Origin of the sequence: Shinella sp. WSC3-e (assembly GCF_945994535.1) — a bacterium.
Lineage (GTDB): Bacteria > Pseudomonadota > Alphaproteobacteria > Rhizobiales > Rhizobiaceae > Shinella > Shinella yambaruensis.
This window is the reverse complement of sequence record NZ_OZ000530.1, coordinates 3,412,868-3,438,067: the sequence shown is the minus strand read 5'-3', so window position 1 is coordinate 3,438,067 and position 25,200 is coordinate 3,412,868. Positions and strand designations below refer to the sequence as shown.

General features: G+C 63.0%; 21 protein-coding genes. 17 read left to right on the top strand and 4 right to left on the bottom strand.

Translation table 11 applies throughout. The features are described 5' to 3' along the window. The first annotated feature begins 213 nt into the window (after nucleotides 1-213). From AABF56_RS16940 to AABF56_RS16875, 14 genes are all read left to right on the top strand, one after another. Nucleotides 214-708: an RNA polymerase sigma factor gene (locus tag AABF56_RS16940; RefSeq protein ID WP_272806847.1), complete on the top strand. Its 495-nt coding sequence runs from the start codon at nucleotides 214-216 to the stop codon at nucleotides 706-708. 77 nt (nucleotides 709-785) lie between these two features. Then, entirely contained in the window at nucleotides 786-1,715 is a 930-nt protein-coding gene (locus AABF56_RS16935; protein WP_272806846.1) for a FecR family protein, read from the top strand. Nucleotides 1,716-1,928: 213 nt separating this feature from the next. Next, nucleotides 1,929-4,412, top strand: a complete 2,484-nt coding sequence (locus AABF56_RS16930; protein ID WP_272807527.1) for a TonB-dependent siderophore receptor — start codon at nucleotides 1,929-1,931, stop codon at nucleotides 4,410-4,412. Nucleotides 4,413-4,554: 142 nt separating this feature from the next. Further along, on the top strand, nucleotides 4,555-5,760 hold the full coding sequence (locus tag AABF56_RS16925; RefSeq protein WP_272806845.1) for a PepSY-associated TM helix domain-containing protein: 1,206 nt from the start codon (nucleotides 4,555-4,557) through the stop codon (nucleotides 5,758-5,760). Further along, on the top strand, nucleotides 5,757-6,302 hold the full coding sequence (locus AABF56_RS16920; RefSeq protein WP_272806844.1) for a thiamine pyrophosphate-binding protein: 546 nt from the start codon (nucleotides 5,757-5,759) through the stop codon (nucleotides 6,300-6,302). The genes AABF56_RS16925 and AABF56_RS16920 overlap by 4 nt, the downstream gene beginning before the upstream one ends. Further along, nucleotides 6,299-6,622 (top strand): hypothetical protein, encoded by a 324-nt coding sequence (locus tag AABF56_RS16915; protein WP_272806843.1) that lies wholly within the window; start codon nucleotides 6,299-6,301, stop codon nucleotides 6,620-6,622. The genes AABF56_RS16920 and AABF56_RS16915 overlap by 4 nt, the downstream gene beginning before the upstream one ends. After that, a complete protein-coding gene (locus AABF56_RS16910; RefSeq protein ID WP_272806842.1) occupies nucleotides 6,619-7,227 on the top strand; it encodes a DUF6162 family protein in 609 nt (202 codons plus the stop codon). The genes AABF56_RS16915 and AABF56_RS16910 overlap by 4 nt, the downstream gene beginning before the upstream one ends. After that, the gene (locus AABF56_RS16905; RefSeq protein ID WP_272806841.1) at nucleotides 7,224-8,183 is read left to right on the top strand and encodes a metal ABC transporter solute-binding protein, Zn/Mn family; all 960 of its coding nucleotides are present in this window, start codon (nucleotides 7,224-7,226) and stop codon (nucleotides 8,181-8,183) included. The genes AABF56_RS16910 and AABF56_RS16905 overlap by 4 nt, the downstream gene beginning before the upstream one ends. Nucleotides 8,184-8,242: 59 nt before the next feature. Continuing rightward, nucleotides 8,243-8,938 carry a metal ABC transporter ATP-binding protein gene (locus AABF56_RS16900; RefSeq protein ID WP_272806840.1) on the top strand — a complete coding sequence of 232 codons (696 nt, stop codon included), beginning with the start codon at nucleotides 8,243-8,245 and terminating at the stop codon, nucleotides 8,936-8,938. Further along, nucleotides 8,935-9,840 (top strand): metal ABC transporter permease, encoded by a 906-nt coding sequence (locus tag AABF56_RS16895; RefSeq protein WP_272806839.1) that lies wholly within the window; start codon nucleotides 8,935-8,937, stop codon nucleotides 9,838-9,840. Before AABF56_RS16900 ends, AABF56_RS16895 begins: the two co-directional genes overlap by 4 nt. Continuing rightward, a complete protein-coding gene (locus tag AABF56_RS16890; protein WP_272806838.1) occupies nucleotides 9,837-10,799 on the top strand; it encodes a metal ABC transporter substrate-binding protein in 963 nt (320 codons plus the stop codon). The genes AABF56_RS16895 and AABF56_RS16890 overlap by 4 nt, the downstream gene beginning before the upstream one ends. A 161-nt stretch (nucleotides 10,800-10,960) precedes the next feature. Continuing rightward, nucleotides 10,961-11,458, top strand: coding sequence for an RNA polymerase sigma factor (locus AABF56_RS16885; protein ID WP_272806837.1), 498 nt, complete (start codon nucleotides 10,961-10,963; stop codon nucleotides 11,456-11,458). A gap of 100 nt (nucleotides 11,459-11,558) precedes the next feature. Continuing rightward, nucleotides 11,559-12,551 carry a FecR family protein gene (locus tag AABF56_RS16880; RefSeq protein ID WP_272806836.1) on the top strand — a complete coding sequence of 331 codons (993 nt, stop codon included), beginning with the start codon at nucleotides 11,559-11,561 and terminating at the stop codon, nucleotides 12,549-12,551. Nucleotides 12,552-12,662: 111 nt separating this feature from the next. Further along, nucleotides 12,663-15,086 carry a TonB-dependent siderophore receptor gene (locus AABF56_RS16875; protein WP_272806835.1) on the top strand — a complete coding sequence of 808 codons (2,424 nt, stop codon included), beginning with the start codon at nucleotides 12,663-12,665 and terminating at the stop codon, nucleotides 15,084-15,086. A gap of 96 nt (nucleotides 15,087-15,182) precedes the next feature. On the opposite strand, the gene AABF56_RS16870 is transcribed toward AABF56_RS16875, so the two are convergent. From AABF56_RS16870 to AABF56_RS16855, 4 genes are all read right to left on the bottom strand, one after another. Continuing rightward, entirely contained in the window at nucleotides 15,183-17,636 is a 2,454-nt protein-coding gene (locus AABF56_RS16870) for a TonB-dependent siderophore receptor (protein WP_272806834.1), read from the bottom strand. Nucleotides 17,637-17,741: 105 nt separating this feature from the next. Further along, nucleotides 17,742-18,701: a FecR family protein gene (locus tag AABF56_RS16865; RefSeq protein ID WP_336314390.1), complete on the bottom strand. Its 960-nt coding sequence runs from the start codon at nucleotides 18,699-18,701 to the stop codon at nucleotides 17,742-17,744. A gap of 86 nt (nucleotides 18,702-18,787) precedes the next feature. Beyond that, entirely contained in the window at nucleotides 18,788-19,291 is a 504-nt protein-coding gene (locus tag AABF56_RS16860) for a sigma-70 family RNA polymerase sigma factor (RefSeq protein WP_272806833.1), read from the bottom strand. A 439-nt stretch (nucleotides 19,292-19,730) separates the two neighbouring features. Next, on the bottom strand, nucleotides 19,731-20,792 hold the full coding sequence (locus tag AABF56_RS16855) for a TlpA family protein disulfide reductase (RefSeq protein WP_272806832.1): 1,062 nt from the start codon (nucleotides 20,790-20,792) through the stop codon (nucleotides 19,731-19,733). Between the two features lie 295 nt (nucleotides 20,793-21,087). Here AABF56_RS16855 and AABF56_RS16850 point away from each other — a divergent pair, with 295 nt between their 5' ends. The 3 genes from AABF56_RS16850 (at nucleotide 21,088) to AABF56_RS16840 (ending at nucleotide 25,198) form a co-directional block, all read left to right on the top strand. After that, nucleotides 21,088-21,597, top strand: coding sequence for an RNA polymerase sigma factor (locus tag AABF56_RS16850; RefSeq protein WP_272806831.1), 510 nt, complete (start codon nucleotides 21,088-21,090; stop codon nucleotides 21,595-21,597). An 81-nt stretch (nucleotides 21,598-21,678) separates the two neighbouring features. Continuing rightward, the gene (locus AABF56_RS16845) at nucleotides 21,679-22,662 is read left to right on the top strand and encodes a FecR family protein (RefSeq protein WP_272806830.1); all 984 of its coding nucleotides are present in this window, start codon (nucleotides 21,679-21,681) and stop codon (nucleotides 22,660-22,662) included. A gap of 133 nt (nucleotides 22,663-22,795) precedes the next feature. Next, on the top strand, nucleotides 22,796-25,198 hold the full coding sequence (locus tag AABF56_RS16840; RefSeq protein ID WP_272806829.1) for a TonB-dependent siderophore receptor: 2,403 nt from the start codon (nucleotides 22,796-22,798) through the stop codon (nucleotides 25,196-25,198). Nucleotides 25,199-25,200: the final 2 nt, after the last annotated feature.

Below are 25,200 nucleotides of genomic sequence, written 5' to 3'. Positions count from 1 at the left end.
TGTGGCATTTTTGCTACGTCACGTGCTGAACTGCTTGCATGATCGACTGCTTCGCAGGCGGTCTCCGGAATGGAAGTCGATGTTTTTCAATAGAAATATGATTTTTTAATTCAAGTTTATTCACTTCGCCCTGGAATTCCTCTAAATCAATGTGTTTGCATTCGAAAACCCGGTTCTTTAACCGGGGGGAGGAACGACCGGGAACCACTTTGGATGACGTCGCGCGCTTTGGAGATCGCCAGACTGTACGAGAAGGAGCATGGGCGTCTGCGCGCTTTCGTGCGCCGGATCGTCGGCAATCCCGCGGCGGCGGAAGATGTCGTCCAGCAGGTCTTTGCCAATATTCTCGGTAAGTCTGAGCAGCCAGGCTCCCCTAGCGCAGCATACGTCACCCAGGCGGTGCGAAACCTTGCGCTCAATCATCTGCGCGACGCGCGCCGGCGGGGCGATATCGAGCAGGCGGGGCTCGATCTGGAATTGATCGCGGATGTGAGGCCGTCCCCGGAAACCGTCGCGCTCTATCGCAGCGAACTCAGGCGGCTGCTGGAGGCGGTGGCCGCCTTGCCGCCGCGGCGTCGGGAAGCCTTCGTGATGAACCGCATCGAGGGGCTTTCCTATGACGAGGTGGCAAGCCGCATGGGCATATCGCGCAATACGGTGATCACCCAGATCGTCGCGGCGCTCGCCGAACTCGACCGCCGGCTCTGAAAAATACCCGCCGCCGGTCATTGGTTCCGGTGCGCGAAGTGTTTTAGGAGTGAAGGCAGGCGCCCCGCGGAAACACCATGACGGACCCCGATACAGACCCGATCTATCACGAAGCACTCGAATGGCTCGTCCGCATGAAGGACGACAAGGCGAATGCGGAGGATCGGCATGCTTTCACTGTCTGGCTCGCCGCGAGCCCGGCCCATGCCGCGGCGTTCGAACGCGCGTCGCGGCTCTGGGACCGCTTCGATATCGTCAAGCCGGAATATGACCGCATGCGCGCGTCGGACGGGCTCAGCCGTCGCACCTTGATGCTCGGCGGCTTTGCCGTCCTGGCATTGGGATCCGGCGGCTACGTCCTGACGCGGCCCGGCTTCTTCGCCGATCACACGACCGATATCGCGGAACGGCGAACACTGCAGCTTGCAGATGGCAGCGTCGTCGAGCTTGGAAGTTATTCCGCCCTCTCGGTGCAGTTCGATGACCGGCAGCGGCGCGTTGCGCTTCATCGCGGCGAGGCGTTCTTCCAGGTCGCGCCGGATCCGGGACGTCCCTTCACCGTAAACGCCGGGCCGGGAACCACGCAGGCGCTCGGAACGGCCTTCGACATCAAGCTTGTGGACGACGCGGTTGTCGTATCGGTAACCGAGCATGCGGTGACGGTGGCACTTGATGCCGTCAGGACCGCTACAGTCGATGAAGGCTGGCAGGTGCGCTACAGCGCAAACGGGATTGACGAGCCGCAGGTGGTCGACCGGGAGCAAGTCACCGCGTGGCGCAAGGACAGGATCATCTTCGAGGACGTTCCGTTGCGGCGCGTATTGCGAGAGCTGGAACGCTATCGGCGCGGTCGTATTCTTCTCATGGATGACAGCATCGGCGACATGCCCGTCACCGCGATCTTCGAGACGCGGCAGGCTGAGCAGGCCCTACAGACGATCGCCGAAACCTTGCCGATCCGCGTGCTGAACCCTGGCGGTCTCCTAGCCGTTGTCTATCGTCGCTAGTCCGAAAATAATTTGCGCTATCGATCATTAGCCAGCCCTCGCCGGGTGTCTTTCTTCACGAGGGCGCTCGATGGGCGCCTCCGCATGACAAATACGCCTGCTGTGGCAGGCCCATTGACGAGAGGTGATGCCATGGGGGCTGGATGGGGAACGGCAGGCGCGGGCGCTTGCGGTGAGCGCAAGCAACGCAGATCGGGACGTGTTGCTCTCGTGATGATGACGAGCGGACTGGCCATAGCGGCGTCGCTCTACATGCCGGCCCATGCGCAGACGCCGACATCCGGTCGTACCGCGCGGGCGGCCGCATTCGCCATCCCCGCTCAGCCCTTGTCGAGCGCTCTGGTGCAGTTCGCCAATGCAACCGGCATTCAGCTTTTCTACGACGCCAATCTGGTTCGCGGTAAAAGCTCGGGCGGGGCGCAGGGGGCGCTGAGCCGCTCGGATGCGCTGAACAGGATATTGGCGGGCACAGGCCTCGTGACCCGCATCAACGGCAATACGGTGACGATTGTCGATCCGGTCGCCGCCGGGGCCGTCGGTAGCGCGGTTGACGGCTCGACTGCGCTCGAAACCATCACGGTCGGCGGCAGCGCAACCACCGAAGGCAGCAATTCCTATACGACCAGCGAGAGCACGATAGGCAAGACATCGGAGAGTCTGCGCGAGACGCCGCAATCGGTGACCGTCATTACGTCAAGGCAGATTCAGGATCGTGGCATTACCACCCTTGCCGAGGCGCTTGATACGGCAACAGGCGTGACCGTGACGCCTGACCAGTATTATGGCAGCGGGCGCTTTTTCTCGCGCGGGTTCGAAATCAATAACATCCGGGTCGATGGCGGGGCCGTGGGCGTGACGAGCGCTTTCGACACGATCTCGGCAGTCGATCTTGTGAAATATGACCGGGTCGAAGTTCTGCGCGGCGCCGATGGTCTTTATTCCGGCAATGGCGAAGCCGGAGGGGTGATTAGCCTCGCCCGCAAGCGCCCGCTCGATACATTCCAGGCATCGGGCGAACTGTCGGCCGGAAGCTGGAACACGGTCAAGTCCGTCTTCGACGTAACCGGGCCATTGACGCAGGGCGACGGCCTGCGCGGACGCTTCGTAGGCGCTTTCGATCGTACCGATGCTTTCTACGATATAAGCGACAGCCGGAACCTTGCGCTCTATGGCGTGCTCGAAGCCGACGTGACCGACAATACGAGCGTCATGCTCGGTGGGAGCTACGACAAGAAAGACAGCACGCCCTGGACGGTGGGCTTGCCGCGCTATGCCGACGGCTCGGCGATTGATTTTCCGGTATCCACCAGCCTCGGGACGGATTGGAGCTATCTGCACCATGAGAACTGGGAGGTGTTCGGTGAAGTCAAACACGTATTTGATAACGGTTGGACATGGACCACGACCGGATCCTATGCCGGCCACAAATACGATGCCAAATATGGTTTCGTGACAGGGGTGGTCGACCCGGTCACGAAGGATGGCTTGTCCTACAACGGTTCCTACAATTGGGGCGACGGCTATCAGGTTCAGCTCGACACGCATGTGGACGGCGCGTTCGAAGCCTTCGGTCGAGAGCACGAAATCGTCGTCGGGCTGGATTACTCGAAGCACAGCTCCAATGTAAGACGCGGCGAATTCGCCGGACCTGCCGTCAATCTCGACGATCTCAAATCGTCCTATTGGTCGGACAGCGATACCCCCGCGTTCCCCTCCGACTATTACTTCAATTTCTACCCCTACGGAGAAGAGCGTTATGGCGCCTATGCGCGCGGCCGGTTCGAGATCGCCGACCCGCTGCACGTCATCGTCGGCGCGCGATATGGCAACTATGGCATGACGTTCCATCGGGCGAGCTACAATCGCGATGGCTCGGTGAACTGGACGGAGGCGCTCGACTACAATGACAACGGCGTGCTGACGCCGTTTGGCGCGGTGACGTACGACATCACCGACCAGTGGACGGCCTATGCAAGCTATGCTGATATCTACAAGTCGCAGGCGCGCTATCTCAGGGGACCTGAACCCGGCACGCCATTGGAGCCGGTGACCGGCCGAACTTACGAAGTGGGCCTGAAGGGCGAACTTCTGAATAGTGGCCTCAACACCGGCATCGCGCTCTATCACACGACGAGGAATGGTGAGGCGGTTTACGATCCAACGTTCACCGGCGCCTACAATCCCGACAATGGCAGCAGTTGCTGCTACACGGCATCGGGCGACGTCGTCAGCCGGGGTATCGATCTTGAGGTGAGCGGCGAGGTTGTCGACGGTCTTCAGCTGTTTGCCGGTTACACGCTGAACGTCAATGAAAACAAAGGAGCGGACACGTTCTACGGCGCTATCACTCCAAAGCACCTCGTGAAACTGTGGGCCGCCTACAATCTGCCGGGCGAATATTCCGCCTGGACGCTGGGCGCCGGTGTGCGTGCCCAGAGCAGGACGACCGTGAAGGGTACCGAGTATGTTTCCGACGGTGCCGGTGGCTCGATCGGTATCCCCTACACCTTGTCCCAAGGGGCCTACGCGGTTGCGGATGTCAGCCTCCGCTATGACGTCAATGCAACCACGTCCGTGACCCTCAACGTCAACAACCTGTTCAACGAGAAGTACTTTTCGCAACTGGGTTCTCTGGCGAAGAACAACGTCTATGGCGAGCCGCGAAACTTCCTCCTGACGCTGCGTAGCACCTTCTGACAAGAGCCGGGACGGCGGTCGTGGTATCAGCCGCCGTCATATTGGAAAATTATTTCACTTTTGGAGGTGGGACACGGCGGGCCTCTGTTCGTCTAATACAGGAGAGGCACTGTCCACTTATGATCTTGAAAGTCTGGAATTGATGGAAACGACACGGCCGGCGAAGGAAAAAAAGAAGGCGACGCGCCTGTGGTTGATCGTCCATAGCTGGCTGGCCTTGCCGCTCTGGGTGTTGATCTTCTTCGTCTGTCTGACGGGAACCATTGCCACGGTAAGCCAGGAAATCGTCTGGCTGGCCAAGCCGGAGGTGCGGGCGAACCGGCCGACATCCGATGCCGTGCCCTTGGGTTACGACGCCATCCTGGCAGCCGTCGAGAAGGCCGAGCCCGGCGTGGCGGTGAGCTTCATCTCCCGGCCGGTCAAATCGATCTTCGCGCTCGATGTCTTCGTAAGCTATCCGGATGGGCGCACACGTTCACTCTTCGTCAATCCCTATACGGGGGCGATCCAGGGCGTCGGCGGCGTGTTCGATTTCCGCTATTTCATGCGTGCGTTGCACGGCTGGCTGCTCGTGCCCTTCGTCGGCGCGACGAGTTGGGGCTGGTATCTCGTCTCCGCTCTGTCCATCCCGATGCTGGGATCGCTCATAACAGGGCTCGTGGTCTACAAGAAGTTCTGGCGCGGCTATCTCAATCCGCGCTTGCGCCTGCGCAATGGCCCGCGCATCTTCTGGGGCGATTTCCATCGCCTCGCCGGCATCTGGTCGGTGCCGTTCATTGCCATCATGGCGGTAACGGCGGGATGGTTCCTGATCCAGCAGATCCTTGCGGACAACAACATCACCGTGTCGACTGCGGGCGTCCCGCCCGTTGTGGCGCGCGAAGACGTTCCGGTCGAGGGCGGCGCGAAGGCGCCCTGGATTTCGCTCGACCAGGCCGGGGAACTGGTGCGGGAGAAATTCCCGGATCTGAGCCCGGATTTCGTCTCGCTGCCGAGCAATGCCTTCGGCCATATTGTCGTGGGTGGGCGAGGGGCCTACCCGCTGATCTTCGAGACGGCCAACGTCAACCCCTACAACGGCAAGGTCGAATGGACGCGCCGCGTCTCCGACCGCTCGGCACTCGAACTCGTCACCGAGAGCATGCGTCCGCTCCACACCGGTGATTTCGCGGGCCTCTGGCTGAAGCTCGTCTATTTCCTCTTCGGGCTGCTGCTTACCATGATGGTGTTCTCCGGCATGATGATCTGGCTGAAGCGCACGGCGCTTGCGACGGCCAAGCTGGTGCGCGACGTCCGCGCGGAGCGGACCCTGCCATCGGCAGAGGGTGCGCGGGAGGCCGCGGAATGACGGTCGCGAAGGTCAAGACCAACCCGCATGCCGGCCTTCCCGGCGGGCGGCATCGCTGGCGCTTTCATCTGAGCGCGCTGCTGCTTGTCATCCCCATCTTACTCGGCCCGAAATTCTTCCGGGAGGAGGCGCTGTTCTTCGGCGATTCCGGTCTCGGCCAGCGGGAGCTCGGCGAGAAGGCGATCGGCCCTTGGCATGTTCATGTTGCGGAATACATGGCCAATGCGCCGACCGATCAGGGCCTTGCCGGTCATATGAAGACCTTCGCGATCCGCTGGAACGCTGAGGACGCGGATCATATCAAGGCGAGCTATTTCCGGATCGGCAAGCCGCGCTCGCTGCGTGCTGCCGGCGTCGTCCTGTCAGGTGGACCCTATCGCCAAATGGCGGATGTGCCGATCCCCGAGCGCGCGAAGCCTGCCGATGCCCTGTGGCTTACCGTGGAAGGGTGGGACGGCACGGTGCATCAGGCCGCTATTCCCCTCGATGAAGCATCCCCCGCCACGATCGCGTGGCTGAAGCAGCGCGGAGAGACGCGATGAGAAACCGAATTCTTTGGCTCGCTGCCTTGCTGGCTGTGGCGACCGCTTCGCCGGCCTTTGCTCACTACCCTTACTGCACCTGTGCGCTCGAGGACGGCAAGGTGGCCTGCAAGGGCGGTTTCTCCGATGGAACGGGCGCTGAGGGCGTGACACTCGATGTCATCTCCTATGACGAGCAGATCCTGGTTCCCGGCAAGTTCGGATCCGATTCCGTCGTGCGCTTCGACAGGCCATCCGGTGAATTCTACGTGCTCTTCGATGCCGGTCCCGGCCATGTCGTGGAAGTGGACTGGCGGGATATAGACGGGCTCGCCCCATGACCTTGGAAAATGGTACGCGTGTCCTCATTCGCCCTGCCGGCGCCGAGCGGGAGACACTTTTCGTCGTGCTGCTCTGTGCCGTCATCGTGCTTGTCGCGGGGACAGTGGTTGGCCTGCGCACACGCGCGCCGGACGTGGTGTCGGTCGCCGAATGGCAGGTCGACGCCCGCGATGGGCTGACGGCGGCCGAACAGGGCCTCAATGCGGATATGAAGGTCGCGGCGGCCGAGATCGCCTCCGTACTTGCTGCCGGCAGCGTGCCGACGCCGGAAGAGCTTGCCGAGGAAGCGCTGCCGCCCTTTGCCAAGGACGCGACGAGCAAGGGGCGCGGCGATCATCTCTGGAGCCTGGTGCCATCCGACGGCGCATTTGCCGGCTGGCTTGGTGAGACGGCATCGGTCGAGATCGCAGGCTCGTTGCTTTTGCGCATCGCGACGACCGCAGATGGGCATGGACACACTGAGGAGGGCGCTTCCTCCGTCTGGCTGAGCCGTTCGGCGGACACCGCGGTTTCCGGTCTGTCCAACGAGGCGCTGATCGCTTCCGGCTGGAAGGAAATCGTCAGCCGCTATGATGCATCGGTGACACGAGGAGCCGGCCAATGACGTTTCTCCTCTCGCGGCGAGCGTTGGTAGCCGGTGCGATGGCTCTCTCCTTTTCCGCTGCCCAGGCAACAAGTTCGGCAACGGGAAAGAAACTCAGGGTCGGCGTGACGCTGCATCCCTACTATTCCTATGTCGCCAATATCGTCGGCGACAAAGCCGAGGTGGTGCCGCTCATCCCGGTCGGTTTCAATCCGCATGCCTATGAGCCGCGTGCAGAGGATATCCGCCGGATCGGCACGCTAGACGTGGTGGTGCTGAACGGCATCGGCCATGACGACTTCGCCGAGCGCATGATCGCGGCTTCTGAGAAACCGTCCATCCCCATCATCGAAGCCAATCGCGACGTGCCGCTGCTGGCGGCCGTCGGCGGCGTTTCGAGCCGCATGGGCAACAGTCGCACGATTTCCGGCCAGGTGGTGAATTCGCACACCTTCCTGTCGATTGCCGGCGCCATCCAGCAGGTGCAGACGATCGCGCGCGAGCTTGGCAAGCTCGATCCGGACAATGCCGCCGACTATACGAACAATGCCCGCGCTTATGCGAAGCGCTTGCGGAAAATCCGGGCTGCGGCGCTCTCCGAACTCACCGCAATGCCCGGCGCCAGCTTCCGCGTCGCGACGATCCATGGTGCCTACGACTACTTGCTGCGCGAGTTCGGCCTTGAGGTGACGGCGGTGGTCGAGCCGGCGCATGGCATCGAGCCCAGCCCGGCCCAGCTTGCAAAGACCATTGACGCCATCAAGGCGCTCGACGTGAGGGTCATCTTCTCCGAGCTGAATTTTCCATCGACCTATGTCGAGACCATCGAGCGGGAGACCGGCATCAGGCTTTATCCGCTCTCCCACATCATCTATGGCGCGTACCGGCCGGAAAAGTTCGAGGTCGAGATGGCCGAGAACTTTTCAACGGTGGTGACGGCGATCCGCGAGCAAGGCGGAGCGGAGGCAAATCCGTGAATGCATTCATCCCACTGCCTGTGCCAGCCGAGACGACAACTCGATCAGGTCCTGCCATCGTGTTCGACCGGGTCTCGCTGGTGCTTGGGCGCACCGAGGTTCTCTCCCAGGTCTCACTTCGAGCCGAACCGGGTACGGTGCATGCGATTGTCGGCCCGAATGGCGGTGGCAAGTCCTCGCTGATCCGCTGCCTGCTCGGCCAGGCGCTGCATACGGGCGCGATCGCCATCGACTGGCCGGGCGAGCAGGGCCGGATAGGCTATGTTCCGCAGGCGCTGGAGTTCGACCGCGGTCTGCCGATGACGGTGATGGATTTTCTGGCTGCCCTCGTGGCGAACCGGCCTGCCTTCCTGTCACCCAAGGCATCGGTCAGGGCGAAAATCCTTGCTGCGCTGGCCGAGGTTGGCATGGAGGGCAGGGCGAGGCGGCGCATGGGCGCACTGTCCGGTGGCGAGCGCCAGCGCGTGATGATGGCACAGGGCCTGATGCCCTCCCCCGACCTCCTCGTGCTCGATGAGCCGATGGCCGCCCTCGACGAGGCGGGGGCGCGGATCTTCGAACGGCTGATCGGCACGCTCAGGGCGCGCGGTACCACGATCCTCTGGGTCGAGCATGACCTTGCCGCCGTCCGGCGCCTTGCCGACCGTGTTACCGGCCTCAGCCGCGCCGTGCTCTTCGATGGCGTGCCGGAGGCAGAGTTGACGCCGGAACGGGTGATGGCACTGTTCTCGTACCGGGCAGGAGGTGCGGCATGAGCGTCTGGTTCGAAACTTTCCGCCAGGCTGTGATGACGCTGGCGGCGGAAGGATATCTGCCGCCCTCGCTGGCCTATGGTTTTGCGGTCAATGCGCTGCTGGCGGGCCTGATCGCCGGGCCGGTGCTTGGCGGGCTTGGCACGCTGGTCGTGGTCAAGCGCCACGCTTTCTTCTCCGAAGCCGTCGGCCATGCAGCGCTGACGGGCGTGGCGATCGGCATCCTCCTCGGCGAACCCTATACCGGCCCCTATGGCTCGCTGTTCGGCTATTGCCTTATCTTCGGCATCGCGCTCAATTACCTGCGCAACCGGACGGGCCTTTCGGCCGATACGCTGATCGGCGTCTTCCTTTCCATGTCGCTGGCGCTCGGCGCGAGCATCCTCCTGGTGCTCGCTGGCCGCATCAACATCCATATCCTGGAGAACGTACTGTTCGGCTCGATCCTGACAGTCTCGGGCACGGACATCGCTATCCTCGCCGCCGTCGGCCTCGTCGTCCTCACGCTGACGGTCCTGTTCTTCAACCGCTTCATGGCGGCGAGCTTCCATCCGACGCTCGCCTCGGTGCGCGGCGTGCCGGTCAAGGCGCTCGACTATCTCTTCGTCATGCTGGTGACGGTGGTGACGGTGGCGAGCGTCAAGATCATCGGCGCCATCCTCGTCGGCGCGCTGCTCGTCATCCCGGCCGCCGCGGCGCGGACCGTCTCCGGCTCGCTCAAGGGCTTCGTCGCCCTCTCCGTCCTCTTCGCGCTCGTCGCAACGATGGCCGGCATCCTGGTCCCGATGGAACTCGACCTGCCGATTCCCTCGGGCGCGGCGATCATCCTTGCCGCCGGCCTCCTCTTCCTCGGCTGCGCGGCGGCCCGCGCGCTGCTTCCCGCCCTCAAAGGAGACACCGCATGAGCCGTTTCCTCTCGCGCCGGACGATGCTCTCCACCATGATCGCAGCGCCCGCGCTGGGTGTTCCGGCCTCGGCATCGCAGGAAAGGCGCGCAGCAAAGGTTTTGACGGCGCATCCCGCCGCCTTCGCACTGACGTCGCTGCTCGCTCGCGACAGCGCCATCACCGTCGAAGCAATCCAGCCGGCAAAACTGCCGGCGACGCGGCTCGCCTCCTATCTCGCCGGTCGCGGCAGGGCTGCGCTCGAAAAGGCGGCGGTCGAAGCCGATGCGGTCATCACCTTCCGCTCCTTCTGGCCGGAGGATCCGCTCTATCCGCATGCCCGCCGCGGCAATATCCGCATCGTCGAGATCGATACCGGACGGCCGCTCGACGGCGCGCTCCCCGGCATCGCCATCGCCGAACCGTCCGACGACGGCGCCGTCTATGCCGCGCTCGACCTCGCGCCGATGCCGGCGACGGGCGAGGGCGCCGCGCCGTGGCTGGCGCCGAGCAGCCTCGGCCGCATGGCCGACGTGCTCGCCGCCGATCTCTCCCGCCTCGACCCCGCGTCGGCCGACATAATCGCCGTAAACCTCGCCGCGCTGAAGCAGGAGATCCTCGCCCTCAAGGCCGGCGCGGACATGGCCCTTGCCGAAGCCGACGACCTCACTGCCATCGCCCTGTCGCCGCACTTCGCCTATCTTTCCGCCGATCTCGGCATCGACCTCCTCGCTTCGATCACCGCGGCGCCGAACGAGTGGACAGCCCAGCGCGCCGAAAAGCTCCTCCTGTGGATGAAGGCCAACGGCGTTTCCGTCGTGCTCCTCGATACCCAACCCCCGCCCACCCTTGCCGCGGTGCTGGAAAAGGCCGGCGCGAGGGTTGCGCTTCTCTCCAGTGTTGAAGGGGAGGCGCCGGATATCGTCAAGGTCGTGGCGGGCAATCTCGACGGGCTGGAACGCGCCTTCAAGCCGCGATAGAGCATGCGAAACCACGCTTGCTGTTGATCGGGGCCGCGTTCGCCTATAAACATGACTTAAAGAGACATGTTTAGCGGATCTGAGGCGACCTTTGCCGGATGACCGCTGCTCGGCCGCTCATGGCGAATGGGCGGGCCTTAGACGGGATGGGGCGGTACGCCGTGGCGGATGTTCAAGGCAATTGGCTTGAGGCGTTTTATGCCGAGGCACGGCCGGGCCTCCTGCGCCGCATCGGCCGCAAGCTCGGCTGCCACGCCACCGCCTCCGATCTCATCCAGGATGTCTTCCTGCGCCTTCACGAGCGCGCGGCGGGCCGGCCGGAGGATGCCGGCGCCTATGTGAACCGCTCGCTCAGCAATGCGGTCGTCGATCACCTGCGGGCGCAGCGCGTGCGCCGCGATTTCGGCAATGCCATCCTTCCCGAACAGCTCGCGGCGGCGGTTCCCTCGCCCCAACAGGTTCTTGAGGCCCGGCAGGACATGCAGCGCCTCGACGCGGTGATCCGCGGCCTGCCGGAGCGCACGCGGCATATCTTCCTGCTGCACAAGGTCCACGGCCGCTCTTATGGCGAGATCGCCGGGGCCATGGGCATTTCCCGCAGCGCGGTCGAAAAGCACATGGCCCGCGCCATGCTTGCCTGCAAGGCGGCCAGCGAATAATCCTCTTCATCCGATGAGGATCGGCGGGGATGAGACGTCAATCCTGTAGAAGCAGCATGTCCGGGCCGTCGCCCGCGGCACCTCAGGCGAGAGTCCTTCGATGTCCGTCAGCAAGGAGCCTTCCTCCCCTCCGGCCAGCCGGATCGAACGGGAAGCGATTGCATGGTTTACCCGCCTCGAGGGCGAGCCGTCGCCGGCCGATCGCAGGGATTTCGAACGCTGGCGCAGGGCCAGCCCCGCGCATGACGCCGCCTATCGACAGGTCGAGGCGATGTGGCGGGCAGTGGAACAGCCAGGTTCGGCTGTCGCCGAGGAAGAACGGGACAAGCTGGCCGTCTATCTGGACGCGATGGAAGAGGCACAGGCGCGGCGCCGCAAGGGCAACCGTCGGGTCGCCGTCGCGGGCGCGCTCGTGGTCATGGTGCTGGGGGCGGCCGCCTGGCTCGAATATCCGAACGCCCTGCAGAATCTCCGCGCAGACTATGCCACGGCGCGCGGCGAGCGCCGCACCGTCGAACTTGGCGACGGCTCGACGGTGCTGCTCGATGCCGACAGCGCGCTCGACGTTGACCTTGCCGCCGGCGAGCGGCGGGTGACGCTGCTGCGCGGGAACGCCTTCTTTGCCGTGCGGTCCTCGGCCGTGCCTTTCGTCGTTGCAGCGCGGGACGGAGAGACCGTCGTCCACGGCACCGAATTCGATGTCGCAATTGCCGATGACGATGTCGCGGTCACCCTTGCCGAAGGCAGCGTCTCGGTGGCGAGCGCGGATGGCCGCGCGAGGTTGCAGCCCGGCCAGCGCGTGCACTACGACGGGAACGGTGTCGGTGCGGTGACGGAAGTCGTCATCGACGACGCCATGGCCTGGCATGGCGGACGCTATGTCTTCAACAATGCCCGACTTGGCGACGTCGTGGCGCAGATAGAGCGCTATCGGCCAGGCCGCCTCGTCGTCGTCAGTCCCTCCCTCGCCAACCACCGCATCAGCGGCAGCTTCCCGCTCGCCGATCCTGACCGCGCGCTCGTCTCCATCCAGTCCATCGTCGGCTTCCGGATGATCGGGCTCGGCGGAAGGCTCGTCCTTATCGGCTTGTAGAAAGTTTCGTTTCCATGTGTGTACCCCTCCCATGCCGAACGTGAAGGGATTGAGAGGGGCCGCGGCGGGACATTCTGGCGGCCCCTTCCATGGTGCGTGCAGGGGAGCATGATGAGAAAGACTTCGGTTGGGCGGCGCGCGGCGCTGCTTGTCGCCTTGTCGGCGGGTGTGATCGGCGGCGCGGAAGGTTTTGGAGCCGCGGCGGCGCAGACGGCACAGCAGACCTATAGGTTCGCCATAGCGGCAAAGCCGGTGCGGCAGGGCTTGAACGATATCGGCCGCATCACGGGACTGACGGTCGTGTTTTCCGAGACGGGGGCCGCTTCGGCAACCGGAAAGGCGGTCTCCGGCTCCCTGACGGCTCGGGAAGCCCTGGCGCGCCTGCTTGCGGGCAGCGGCCTCGTCTATCGTTTCACCAACAGCAACACGGTCACGGTCTCGGGTGTCGCCGCGGGCGATGCCGCCGGTCTTGCAGACGGGTCCACGACGCTCGAGACGATCAGCGTCGAAGGGAGCGAGGAATCGGCCTGGGGGCCGGTCGGCGGGCTGGTGGCGCAGAAAAGCGCGACCGGGACCAAGAGCGACACGCCGCTTCTCGAAACGCCACGTGCGATCAACGTCATCACCAAGGAGGAGGTACAGGCGCGGGGCGGCGCGCAGAATTATATCGACGCACTCACCTATACGCCGGGGTTCATGACGATCACGCCGGCCAATACGCGCTCCAACAGCAGCGCCTATCTGCGCGGCTTCAGCATCTTCGACAGCCTCTATCTCGACGGCATGGCGCTGCCGACCGGTATCGACCGGGCCAACCCGCAGGTCGAGCCCTACGGCGTGGAACGCATCGAAGTGCTGAAGGGGCCGGCCTCGGTGCTCTACGGCCAGACCTCGCCGGGCGGCCTAGTCAACATGGTAAGCAAGCGGCCGCTCTTCGAGCCGCTGCGCGAGGTGCAATACCAGTTCGGCAGCCATGATCGCCATCAGGTGGCCTTCGATTTTTCCGATGCGCTCGACGCTGACAAGACGCTCGCCTATCGGTTCACCGGGCTGCTCCAGGACAGCGGCACGCAGATGGATTTCGTCGACGACGACCGAATCTACATCGCGCCGGCTTTGACCTTCAAGCCCGACGAGGACACGACGCTGACCCTGCTCGGCAGCTACCGCAAGAACAAGGGCGGCGACGTCGACGCCTTGCTGCCGAACGCGGTCGTCGCGGATATTCCGACCGACCGCTATATCGGCGAGCCCGGCTTCGACCGCAACGACACCGAGCAGGTCTCGATCGGCTACGACTTCAACCATCGTTTCAACGATGTCTGGCAGGTCACGCAGACCGGCCGCTATCTGCGCACCCAAGTCGATTATCAGGCGCTCTACAGCGTCGACCTGACGGGCAACCCGCTTCTGCCCGGCGAGATCTCCCGGTCGATCTACTTCCTGGACGAGACCCTGCAGGCATGGACCTCGGATACGCGCCTCCAGGCCGATTTCGAGACCGGGTCGCTGACCCACAAGCTCGTCTTCGGTCTCGACTACCGCAACCAGCGCTCCGACAACCGCAGCGGCTACTGGTACGGCATGGGCCCGACGCTCGATCTCCACGATCCCGTCTACGGAAAGCCCGTGCCGGATCTCGGCTTCGACAGCGAGGCGAAGGAGAGCCTCCGCCAGGTCGGCCTCTATGCGCAGGACCAGGTGAAATGGGGGTCGTTGGTCCTGTCCTTCGGCGGCCGCTACGACTGGGCGAAAAGCGTCACGGATCTCAGCGGCACGGACTACGATACCGCAACATCCGACACGGCTTTCACCGGCAATGTCGGCCTGCTCTATCTCTTCGACAACGGCCTTGCGCCCTATGTCAGCTTCGCCCAGTCCTTCCAGCCGCAGACCGGCGCGGGGGCAGACAAGAAGCCCTTCGTGCCGACGACCGGCGAGCAATACGAGATCGGCGTCAAGTACCAGCCTTCCGACTTCGATGCGCTGCTGACGGTCTCCGCCTTCCAACTCACCCAGCAGAACCGGCTGACGGCCGATCTTGCCTATCCGAACGACTTCTTCCAGAAGCAGGTGGGCGAAATCCGGGTCAGGGGCCTGGAAATCGAGGGCAAGGCCACGATCGACAATTTCGATCTGACTGCGTCCTACACCTATCTGGATTCGCAGATCACGAAGGACAATGACGGCAACCGGGGCAATCGCGTCGGCTATGTGCCCGAGCATGCTGCATCCGCCTGGCTCAACTATCGCTTCGACGGCGTGCTGGAGGGGCTGAACCTCGGTGCGGGCGTGCGCTATGTCGGCTCGTCCTACGGCGACAACGAGAACACCGTCCTCAACGGCTCGGCGACCTATCTCGACCTCTCCGCCGGATATGATTTCGGCGTGCGCAACCCGGATCTGGAAGGGCTCCGCCTGGATGTCTCCGTGCTCAATGCCGCCGACCGCAAGAGCTATTATTGCGACGGTCCCTGGGGCTGCCAATGGGGCAAGCGCCTGACGGCGTTCGGTACGCTGTCCTATCGCTGGTAGACGGCTTCGTCCCGGCAGAGCCGGAAGCAGATGCCCTGCCGCGTAAGGACGTGGCAGGGCAGGAATTCATGGCATTTGCGGACTGGACGGGCTGCTCTACCAGCGGTACTTCAGCGTTGCCGTGACGTTTCGGCCTTCGCCATAGAAGCAGCCTTCCCAGAACGAGCAGGTCGCGATGTACTTCTTGTCGAAGAGGTTGCGCGCGCTGACGGTGAGGTCGAGGCCGGCGAGGTCCGGGTTCTTGATGCCGAAGTCGTAGGTGAGGCTCGCGTCGAACAGCGTGTAGGACGGCACCTCGATCTCATGGCTCGAGCCCCAGACCTTGCCGCGGTAGCGCATGCCGAGGCCGGCGCCGAGACCTGCTGCCGCGCCGTCCTCGATCGTGTAGTTCGCCCAAAGCGAAAACTGATGCTTCGGCGTCAGGAAGAGCGGCATGCCGAGGTCGGCATTGTTGCTCTCCGTGATTTCGGAATCGAGATAAGTGTAGGCGCCCACGAGATCGAAACGGTCGGTGACGCTGATCCTGGCCTCGGCCTCCAGGCCGCGGACCCGCGCCTCGCCGGTCTGGATCTGTGCCCAGGGATTGGTCGGCGGCGGATTGAGGTCACGGGTCAGGATATTCTGGCGTGTCAGGTCGAAAACAGAGAGCGTGAAGAAGCTGTTGCTGCCCTCCGGCTGATATTTGATGCCGACTTCGTATTGCTGCGCGGTCGTCGGCCGGAACGGATCGCCATTGCCGTCGAGCCCGATTTCCGGCTCGAAGGAGGTCGAATAGCTGACATAGGGTGCAAGGCCGTTGTCGAACAGATAGGTCAGGCCGACGCGGCCGGTGAAGGCGTGATCCCGCTGGGTCGTGCTGACGGCGGCGAAACGATCCGTCGTCGTACCCTTGGCCCAGTCGTAGCGCCCGCCGAGGGTCAGCCGCCAGTTGTCCCACGCGATCTGGTCCTGCGCGTAGAGGCCGATCTGGGTCGCTGTCTTGAGCTCCGAGATTGCCGGGACCAGCGTTCCGATCGGCGTGCCGTAGACCGGGTCGAAGGCGTCGATCGGCGCGAGCGTCGCCGAAGCGAATTTCCAGTCGCTCCGCGATCGGGAATAGTCGAGGCCGAGGATCAGCTTGTGCGCGAGGCCGCCGGTATCGAATTCGCCGATCAGCTGGTTGTCGATCCCGAGCGTGCCGATTTCATTGACGTCGTTCCAGCCGGTCCGGTCGACGGTGCGCCCGTCCGTGACGAACGAGCCGTAATCGAAAGCCGTCAGCGTGTAGTTTTCGGTCTGGTCGACATGGGAATACCGCAGATTCTGGCGGATGCTCCAGGTGTCGTTGAAGTGATGCTCGAATTCGTAGCCGAGCGAATATTGCGTCCGATCGAAACTGTCGAAGCCCGGCTCGCCGAGAAAGCGGTCCCGCGGGATCGTGCCGTGAACGCTGTCGAAGATCGTTCCGAAGGCCGGCAGCGGAACCGGGCGCAGGGCATCCTTGTCGCGTTGCAACTGGCCGAAAACGGTGAGTGTCGTCTCCGCGTCGGGTGACCAGGTCAGGGCCGGGGCGATGAACAGTCGGTCGTCGCCCTGGAAGTCCATCTGTCCGTCGGCGGAGCGGCCAAGGCCGGTCAGCCGATAGAGGAATGTCCCCTCGTCATCGATCGGTCCGCCGACGTCGAAGGCGGCCTGCAGCCGGCGGGGATCGCCCAGGGTGAGCTGGACCTCGTTGAACGGGTCGGCGGTCGGCCGCTTGATCACCTGGTTGACGATGCCGCCCGGCGCGATCTGGCCGTAGAGAACCGAGGCCGGCCCTCTCACGGTCTCGATGCGCTCGAGCCCGTACGGTTCCACGCCGAGCTGGGCGCCGACGATGTAGTCCCGGTACTGGCGGGTGCCATCCAGGAAGAAGGGGACCTGGAAGCCGCGCATGAAGACATAATCCTGCTCGGGATTGAACCCGTAGCTGCCGACGCTGACGCCCGGCGTGTAGGTGAGCGCGTCTTCGAGGCGTTTTGCACCCTGCTTTTCGATCTGGTCGCGCGTCACGACGGAGATCGATTGGGGTATTTCGACAAGAGGGGTATCCGTCTTCGTGCCGGAAGCGCTGCGGGTCGCCACGAACCCGTCCACGGGACCCCAGGCGGTTTCGCCGTCGCCGTCCACCGTGATCCTCTCGAGCGGCGTCGCGCCATCGGCCGGTAGGCCGCCGACGTCGCCCGCCGCCAACGTGATGAGGATGGAGGAGGGATCGGTGAAGGAATAGCGAAGGCCGGTGCCGGCGAGCAGGCGGGCAATCGCCTCCTCGCGGCTGGCCGTTCCGGAAAGGCCGGGCGAAGTCTTGCCGCGCGCGATCGATGCCTCATAGGCAATCTGCGTGCCCGACTGGCGGCCGAAGGCCGCGAGCGCGCCGGCAAGCGGGCCTGCCGGGATGGCATAGGACTGCGCCTGGGCGAATGCCGGCACCCCCATGAACATGTCGGCGGAAAACGCCGCCGTCGCCAGCATCGTCGCAACCAGCGCCTTGCGGCCCGCGCCCGCCAGATCCCCCATCGATCCCCATGCCATGCACTCTACTCCGTCCTGATCTGTCATCGGCATGGCGTCTCGCCATGCGCCCCTACAGGGTCCCTACGAACGGGCGTCGGAATTTTTCTCTTTTTTTGATGCGCCTTAGACCGGCGAGATGACGGTCATGAGGGAGCCGGCCTGGCGCACCCGCGCGCCGAAGGGGCGAACGACGGCTTCGAGGGCCCGTATCGGGTCGCTGAGATCGAAGACGCCGCTGACGAGGCGGGAGCCGAGGAAGGGATCGGCGACGACCACCTTGCCCGGCTGCCAGCGCGCGATGCGGGCAACGAGGGCCGAGACGGTTTCGCGTTCGGCGACGATCATCCCGCTGCGCCAGGCGGCGACCTGCGAGGCCTCCCGCGTGCCGCGACCGGCGATGCCGTGCGTTTGCGGGTCGAAGACGATCCAGTCGCCCGCTCCCAGTTCCTCACCGGCGGGGCCGCCTTCCATGTGTGCTGCCACCCGCCCGTGATCGACCGAGACGGAGACGATGCCGGCATCGTTGGAGACATCGTAGGCCGTGCCGAGCGCCGTCGCGGCGACACCGTCGGAGAGCACGGAAAAGGGCCGGGAGGGATCGCGCGCCACATCGAAATAGGCCATGCCGGCGAGAAGCCGGACGGTGCGGTGCGAGGCTGCGTAGTCGACATCGATGGCGCTCGCCGGGCCGAGCGTCACGACGCTGCCGTCGTCAAGATCGATCCGGCGGATTTCTCCCGTCGCGGTGACATGGTCGGCCTGCAGCCTGACGAGGAGGTCGGGAAGCGCCAGCCAGCCGGCCGCGAGCGTCCCCGTGCCGGCCAGCGCCGCGATCAGGAACGTGCGGCGGCCGAGACCGCCCGGTGCGTGGTCCGCGGGTTCGTAGCGTTCCGTCAGGATCTGGCCGGTCATGCCGTGGATTTCGCAAACCCGCGTCCAGGCCCGCTGATGGGCCGGGCTGCGCGCGATCCAGGTGCGCACCGTGTCGATCGAGACCCGGTTGTCGGGATCGCCTTGCAGGCGGATGGCAAGATCGGCGGCCTCGCGGAAGAGGCGCCGATCCTCGGGGAATTCGTTCATCATCGTCCTTCCCGCCGATCTCGCCGTTCCGGCAAGCCGTTCATAGAGGGTCTACGAACGAAGCCCCGGATTTTTCCGCGCGAGGTCTATCACAGGCCGTTGAGGCGCGCATCGATATGTTCGTAGGCGTCGCGCAGCAGCGTCCATGTCCGGGTGGTGGAAAGGCCGATCGCGGCTGCCGTTTCCGCGATGGTCAGTTCGCCCAGCCGGTGCAATTCGAAGGCCCGGCGGGTTTTCTCGGGCAATTCGGCAAGCGCGGCCCTGGTGCGTTCCAGCCGCTGGCGGTCGTAGACGATCGTCTCGGGACCTGGCGCGTGATCGGCGATGGCGGCAAAGTCGTTGTCGCTGAGATTGACCCGTATCAGCACCCGCTCGCGCCTCTGGTGATCGATGCGCAGGTTCCGGGCGATGCGGAAGAGATAGGCGACAGGGTTGTGCACCCCTGCCGTCTCCTTCGGCGGGCAGGCGAGCACGCGCACGAACGTGTCCTGCGTCAGATCGGCCGCCGTCTCGGCCGTCAGGCCCCGCCTGCGCAGCGTGCGTGCGATATCCTTGGCATGATGACGGAAGAGGTTCGAGATATCCCAGGTCATGATGATGTGTTTCAACCCTTTCGGGCACATAGCCAGTCGTAATAGCGAGAACCGATGCGATTGCGAAGGTGCGGTATCGTTTGCGAGGCAAGCATTGCTGACCGGCGATTATTGCGCAAGTTCAATGTATTAGACATGTGCAAAGCGTCATGGCGTGAGAGATTGCTGAAAGTATAAAACTTTCTTCAAAAACTCATATTAATCTGAGTGATGGCCCAATGAATCACGCCACCGTCATCGGATGCTTGAATGTAAAACTGTGTGCAAGTGTTGCCATATTGCTACGCCCGCTCGCTTCAGAACCGGCCTATGGTCGTCCTACCGGACTCTCTCGGCGTGACGAATGAGCAATGTAGATCACGACGCACTAGGACGAATCCACATTCATTGCAGCCATAGGCAGATTGCTGCGATGAATGTGGATTCGTCCTAGTCGGCATCAACGATCTCTCGCAAGGCGCTCAATGTCTGCTTTAATCAGCTTTTTGAGTTCTGATGGAGTCGTTTGACTTGTAGCGAGATCACGAAGGGCATCGAGGCGTTGCTGGTATCCGTCCTGATCACCAAGACGGCGGCGAAGCTGTGCTGATGTGAGGTTGAAGCGAATGGAAGGAACGAGATCATCGGGCATTCCGTCCAACTGGCGTTCCACTTGGCTAAGTGCCTCGCTTGCCGCATCCAAAAATACGTCCAGCGGCGCTTTTCCGACCAAAACGTAGTCGGTGAGAGAGAGAATTTGAAGCGGGTCATCCGCAAACCTTCGAACGCAACGATTGTAGTACCTTCCTGCATCGATCGCCGTCTCGGGCATGGCAGAAAGTACAATCAACTTCTCTACTGCGAACTCCTTGTTGTCGGCAATTTCAGGACGGTTGCGTTCGGCTTCATCAATCAAGCCTTGCGCACGCTTCATGTCCTTCGTCAGCATTGCATCAACGATGTCCCGATTAATGGCTAGATGCGTGATATCGTTGTCGGAAATTTCAGTCTCCCAGCGTCGGCGCGCGGCATCGACGTCCCAGACATCATCAAGAATAGCGTGCAACGGTTCAAGAATGGCGTCATCAAGTGGACCCAACCACACGATCTTGCTCTGCCAATCGACCAGAAATGCCGTGGGCACGCCTCTTTGGCCGCTGGCCTCCAGCCATTCGCGCGTCACCTGACCGCGTGGCAGGCCAGCTTGTTCTGGATCGATTTGTTCGTGTGCAAGGAAGGCGTCCAACCGTACCTGCCGAGCGGTCTCAATCGTTCTACCAAGGTCTCGCTCCATGATGGCAACGCCATATGTTGGAACACCCAGGGCTTTTGCTTTCTTGGAGTATTCTACGAGCGCCGGCAAGCAACCGCTGCATCCGGAATTCCAAAGGACCACCATGCTCGTTCCATTAAACTCGACACGTGGAGAAAGCTCTCCTGTCACAAGATTTCTGGAGAGCATCAGCGGCGGGGCGGCATCCCCTGGCAGCAATCGCTTTGCTGAATTCAAGACGCTATTCATGGAGCTTCCCTTAGTGCGTTGTAACGGGGCGGCGGCAACGATCCTCGATCCTACGTCTCAGCCATACGACATGGTGTTTCGAGGGCCTTTCGCAAAGAGGGTGATGTAACGCTTTCACGAGCAATTTCTTTGCAGGCTGCACGCCACGCGAAATGTGATTAGGCCTGCGCAGCCGTGTTGTGTTGTGACACGCGAATTGGAGCCAGCCTTTAACTTGACAAACTCCATCAACATTTTATTAGTCCGCTCGCATGAAAGGTAGTGGTGAAGGCCATGCAAGCCTCCCGGACACGACATGAGCGATACGAAGGCTGAACAACTGGAAGATCTCTATCGCTCCGAGTGCTCTCGGCTCGAGCGTATTGCTGTCCGAAAAGTCGGGCATGGGACCGGAGCAGACGTTGTCCAGGACACATTCGCCCGGCTCTGGGGCAAGGCGCTCGAGCAGATCGTCCTGACGCCGGCCTATCTCAGCAGATGCGTGCGCAATGCCGCGATCGACCAGTTGCGCAGCGACAGGAGAGTGGCGCGCCTTCCGGAACTTATGACCGAGGAACAATATGCGGCCCCCGTGCCGACGCCACAGCAGATCGTCGTGGCGGTCGATGGGTTGCGGCATGTCGATCGGGTCATCAATGAGCTGCCGGAGCGTACGCGGCACATCTTCGTTCTGAACCGCCTGCACGGTTGCACCTATGACGAGATCGCAGTCACGCTCGGCATCTCCTATAGCACGGTCGAGCGGGAAATCGCCAAGGCCCTGATGGCGTGCCGGTTGGCGATCGAAGACGTAGCGCCGGATTGAGGGTGGAGTGCGCTTCCGGTCGTTATGGGAATGGGGCGGCAATCTCTTCAAGCCGTCACGGCGCCTGCGAAAGATATGAGAATGGTACAGGAAAACCAGCCCGGCCTGCAGACGGAAAGAGAGGCGATTGCCTGGTTCACGCGGATGAACGGCAAGCCGTCGCGCGCCGACCGGCAGCATTTCGAGGACTGGCGGAAGATACCTGCCCATGCGGCGGCCTATGACCGTGTTTCGTCGGTCTGGTCATCGGCGGGCGGCATCGGCACCTCCCTTGGGCGCGAGGACAGGAGCGCAATCGCGGCGCACCTGAGCCGCATCGAGGAACTCCGCCGGCGTCGGAAAAGCGCGAAGACGGGGGCGGCGGTGCTCACGGTGCTTCTGGCGCTCGGCGCTTCCGGGTGGCTCTGGCTGGAAAAACCGCATCTCCTTCAGGACATGCGCGCCGATTATGTCGCCGCGCGCGGGGAGCGGCGCTCGATCACATTGTCCGATGGTTCGACCATGCTTCTCGACGCCGACAGCGCCGTCGCCGTCGACGTGACAGACAAGGAGCGGCGCATCGACCTCCTGCGCGGCACGGCCTATTTCGAGGTGCAGCCGTCTTCGGTGCCTTTCATCGTCGATGCGGCGAACGGCCGTTCGCGGGTGCTCGGAACCGCATTCGACGTGTCCGTCACTGAGGAGGGGGCCCATGTGACGCTGGCACGCGGCAGCCTTCAGGTCTCGCTGGTCGATGGACCGGAAAGCGTCGTGCTGAAGCCGGGAGAAAGCGTCGCCTATGGCGGCGAGGGTCTCGGCACGCCGGGTGCGGTCGAGATTTCCGAGGCGATGGCATGGCGCGAGGGGCGCTTCGTCTTCAACAATATGCGTTTGGCAGATGTTCTCGCGCAGATCGAGCGGAACCGGGACGGTCGCATCGTCCTGATCGGCAACGCGCTTGCCGACAGGCGGGTCAGCGGCAGCTTGGTGCTCGCCGATACCGATGCGGCGCTTGAAGCCGTGCAGTCCATTGCCGGCTTCCGGATGCAGAAGCTCGGCGGCCGGCTCGTAGTCATCCGGCAGTAAGCCCGGGGTGGCGTTGAAGAAGATGATAAGAAAATTCCACTTTTTGTGAGGGTGCCCCTCCGCGGGGATCGTTAGCTCATTGAGAGGATGCGCGATGCGCATCGGGCGATCGGTGACTTGGAAAGGGTTCCCCATGAACGGCAACAAGATGCGCAAGCTGGCGCTTCTCCTGGCGACGACGGTACTGGTCGCTCCGGGCGGCGGCGCGCTGGTCACCGCGCCGGCCTATGCGCAAGCGGCTTCCGATACCGTTCACGACTTCAACATTCCGGCAAAGCCGATCCGCCAGGCCCTGCACGATATCGCGCGCGTCGCCGGCATTTCCGTGATGTTCGACGAGACTGCGGCCGCTTCCGGGGCTGGAAAGGCAGTCAGGGGATCGATGACGACGTCGGAGGCGATCAGCCGCGCCCTCTCAGGCAGCCGCCTTTCCTGGCGTTTCACCAACGCCAGCACGGTGACGATCGTCGATCCGGCGGCGGGTGTTTCTTCCGGAATCGCGGGAGACGGTACAGTGCTGGAGACCATCACCGTCGACGACCGATCCGCCACCACGGAAGGCACCGGCTCCTATACGACGGGCGAGACGAGCGCGGCGACGCGCTTGCCGCTGACGCTGCGGCAAACGCCGCAGTCGACGACAGTCGTTACCCGTCAGATCATCAGCGACCAGAAACTGGACCGGATTCCCGACGTTCTCGACAATGCGACGGGCGTGATGTTCGATCCGGGCGAAACCGACCGGACGTCCGTTTATGCGCGCGGCTTCACGATCGGCGAATACACCGTCGACGGCGTCACTCGGCCGGACAACAACGAGTTCGGCGGCACCTACGAGTCGTCCGCCATCTACGACCGCGTCGAGATCGTGCGCGGGGCGACCGGCCTGATGAAGGCGAGCGGCGACCCCTCCGCATCCGTCAACCTGGTGCGCAAGCGTGCCATCAGCACCGATTTGACTGGATATCTCAGCGGCCGGGTCGGCTCCTGGGAAAACCTTGGCGTTGAGGCGGACGTCCAGGGGGCGCTCAACGAGGCGGGAACGCTGAGGGGGCGCTTCGTCACAGACGTGAGCGGCGGCAATTCGTTCCTCGATCGCTACAGCAATCTCAACCAGACCTATTACGGCACGCTCGAGGCGGACATTTCCGATATGACGACCGTCATCGGGGGCATCGAACACAGCCGGCACGCTCCGGAGGGCTCGACGTGGGGGAGCTGGCCGCTCGTCTTCAGCGATGGCACGCCGACCGATTTCCGCCGCGGCTTCTCGACGGGGCTGGACTGGACCTACTGGAATTCCGATAGCACTACGTTTTTCGGCCGGGTCGAACATGAATTCGAGAATGGCTGGAAGGCGCAGGCAACCCTGTCGCATACGATCCAGCACTACGATTCACAGCTCTTCTATACCTATAATCTGCCGGATCCGGTCACCGGGCTTGGTGTCCAGCCCTACGCCGGAAAATTCGACCGTACCCGCGTCGCCACCGCCGGGAATGTGGATGTATCAGGCGAGATCGAGGCCCTGGGCCGAACCCATGAGTTGAGTCTTGGTGTTTCGGCAAGCCGCTCGCACTTTAACGGCACCAATGCCTTCGCAACCGGGCTTGGGCCGATTGATATCTTCAATTGGGACGGTTCCTATCCGGAGCCGACATGGGGCGCTGCGAACATCGTCGAGAGCGAGCCTTTGCGCCAGTATTCCGCCTACACGGCATCTCGGCTTTCCGTTACGGACCAACTCAATCTCATCCTAGGCATGCGCTTCAACCGATGGGAGCAGGAACCGCGGGGATTCAACAACTTTACACCCTATGCCGGTGCCGTCTATGATTTCACCGATACTTTCTCCGCCTATGCCAGCTATACGGAAATCTTCAATCCGCAGGATTACAAGGATCCGTCCGGCACCTATCTCGATCCTGAGGTGGGCGCTGGCTACGAGGTCGGAATCAAGGGTTCATTCTTCGATGACCGCTTGAATGCTTCGCTTTCCCTTTACCGTACACAGAAGGACAATGTTGCCGAAGAAATTCCCGGTGTTTTCACGCCGGATGGCGACATGGCCTACCGACCTATCAAGGGCGTAAAGACGGAAGGCGTAGAGTTTGAACTGTCCGGCGAGATCGCTCCGGATTGGCAACTGTTTTTCGGCGCATCCACCTTCCGGAGCAAGCAGCCGGACGGGAGCGACCACAACAGCTTCCTGCCGCGCAACAGCGTGAAGGTCTTCACCACCTACCAGCTTCCTGGCGAGTGGGAAAAGCTCACCATCGGCGGCGGCTTCAAGTGGAACAGCTCGTCCTACATCGATATCGACGGCGTCACCACGGCGAGCGGCACGGTGCGTTTCAAGCAGGATGCGTTCGTGACCGTTGACCTGATGGCGAAATATGATTTCACGGATACGCTCGTCGGTCAGCTGAACGTCAACAATGTCTTCAACGAAAAATACTACATCCTGCGCGGCGGCGACAACGCGCCCTATGGAAAGCCGCTCAACGCGACGTTCACGCTGACGAAGCGCTTCTGATC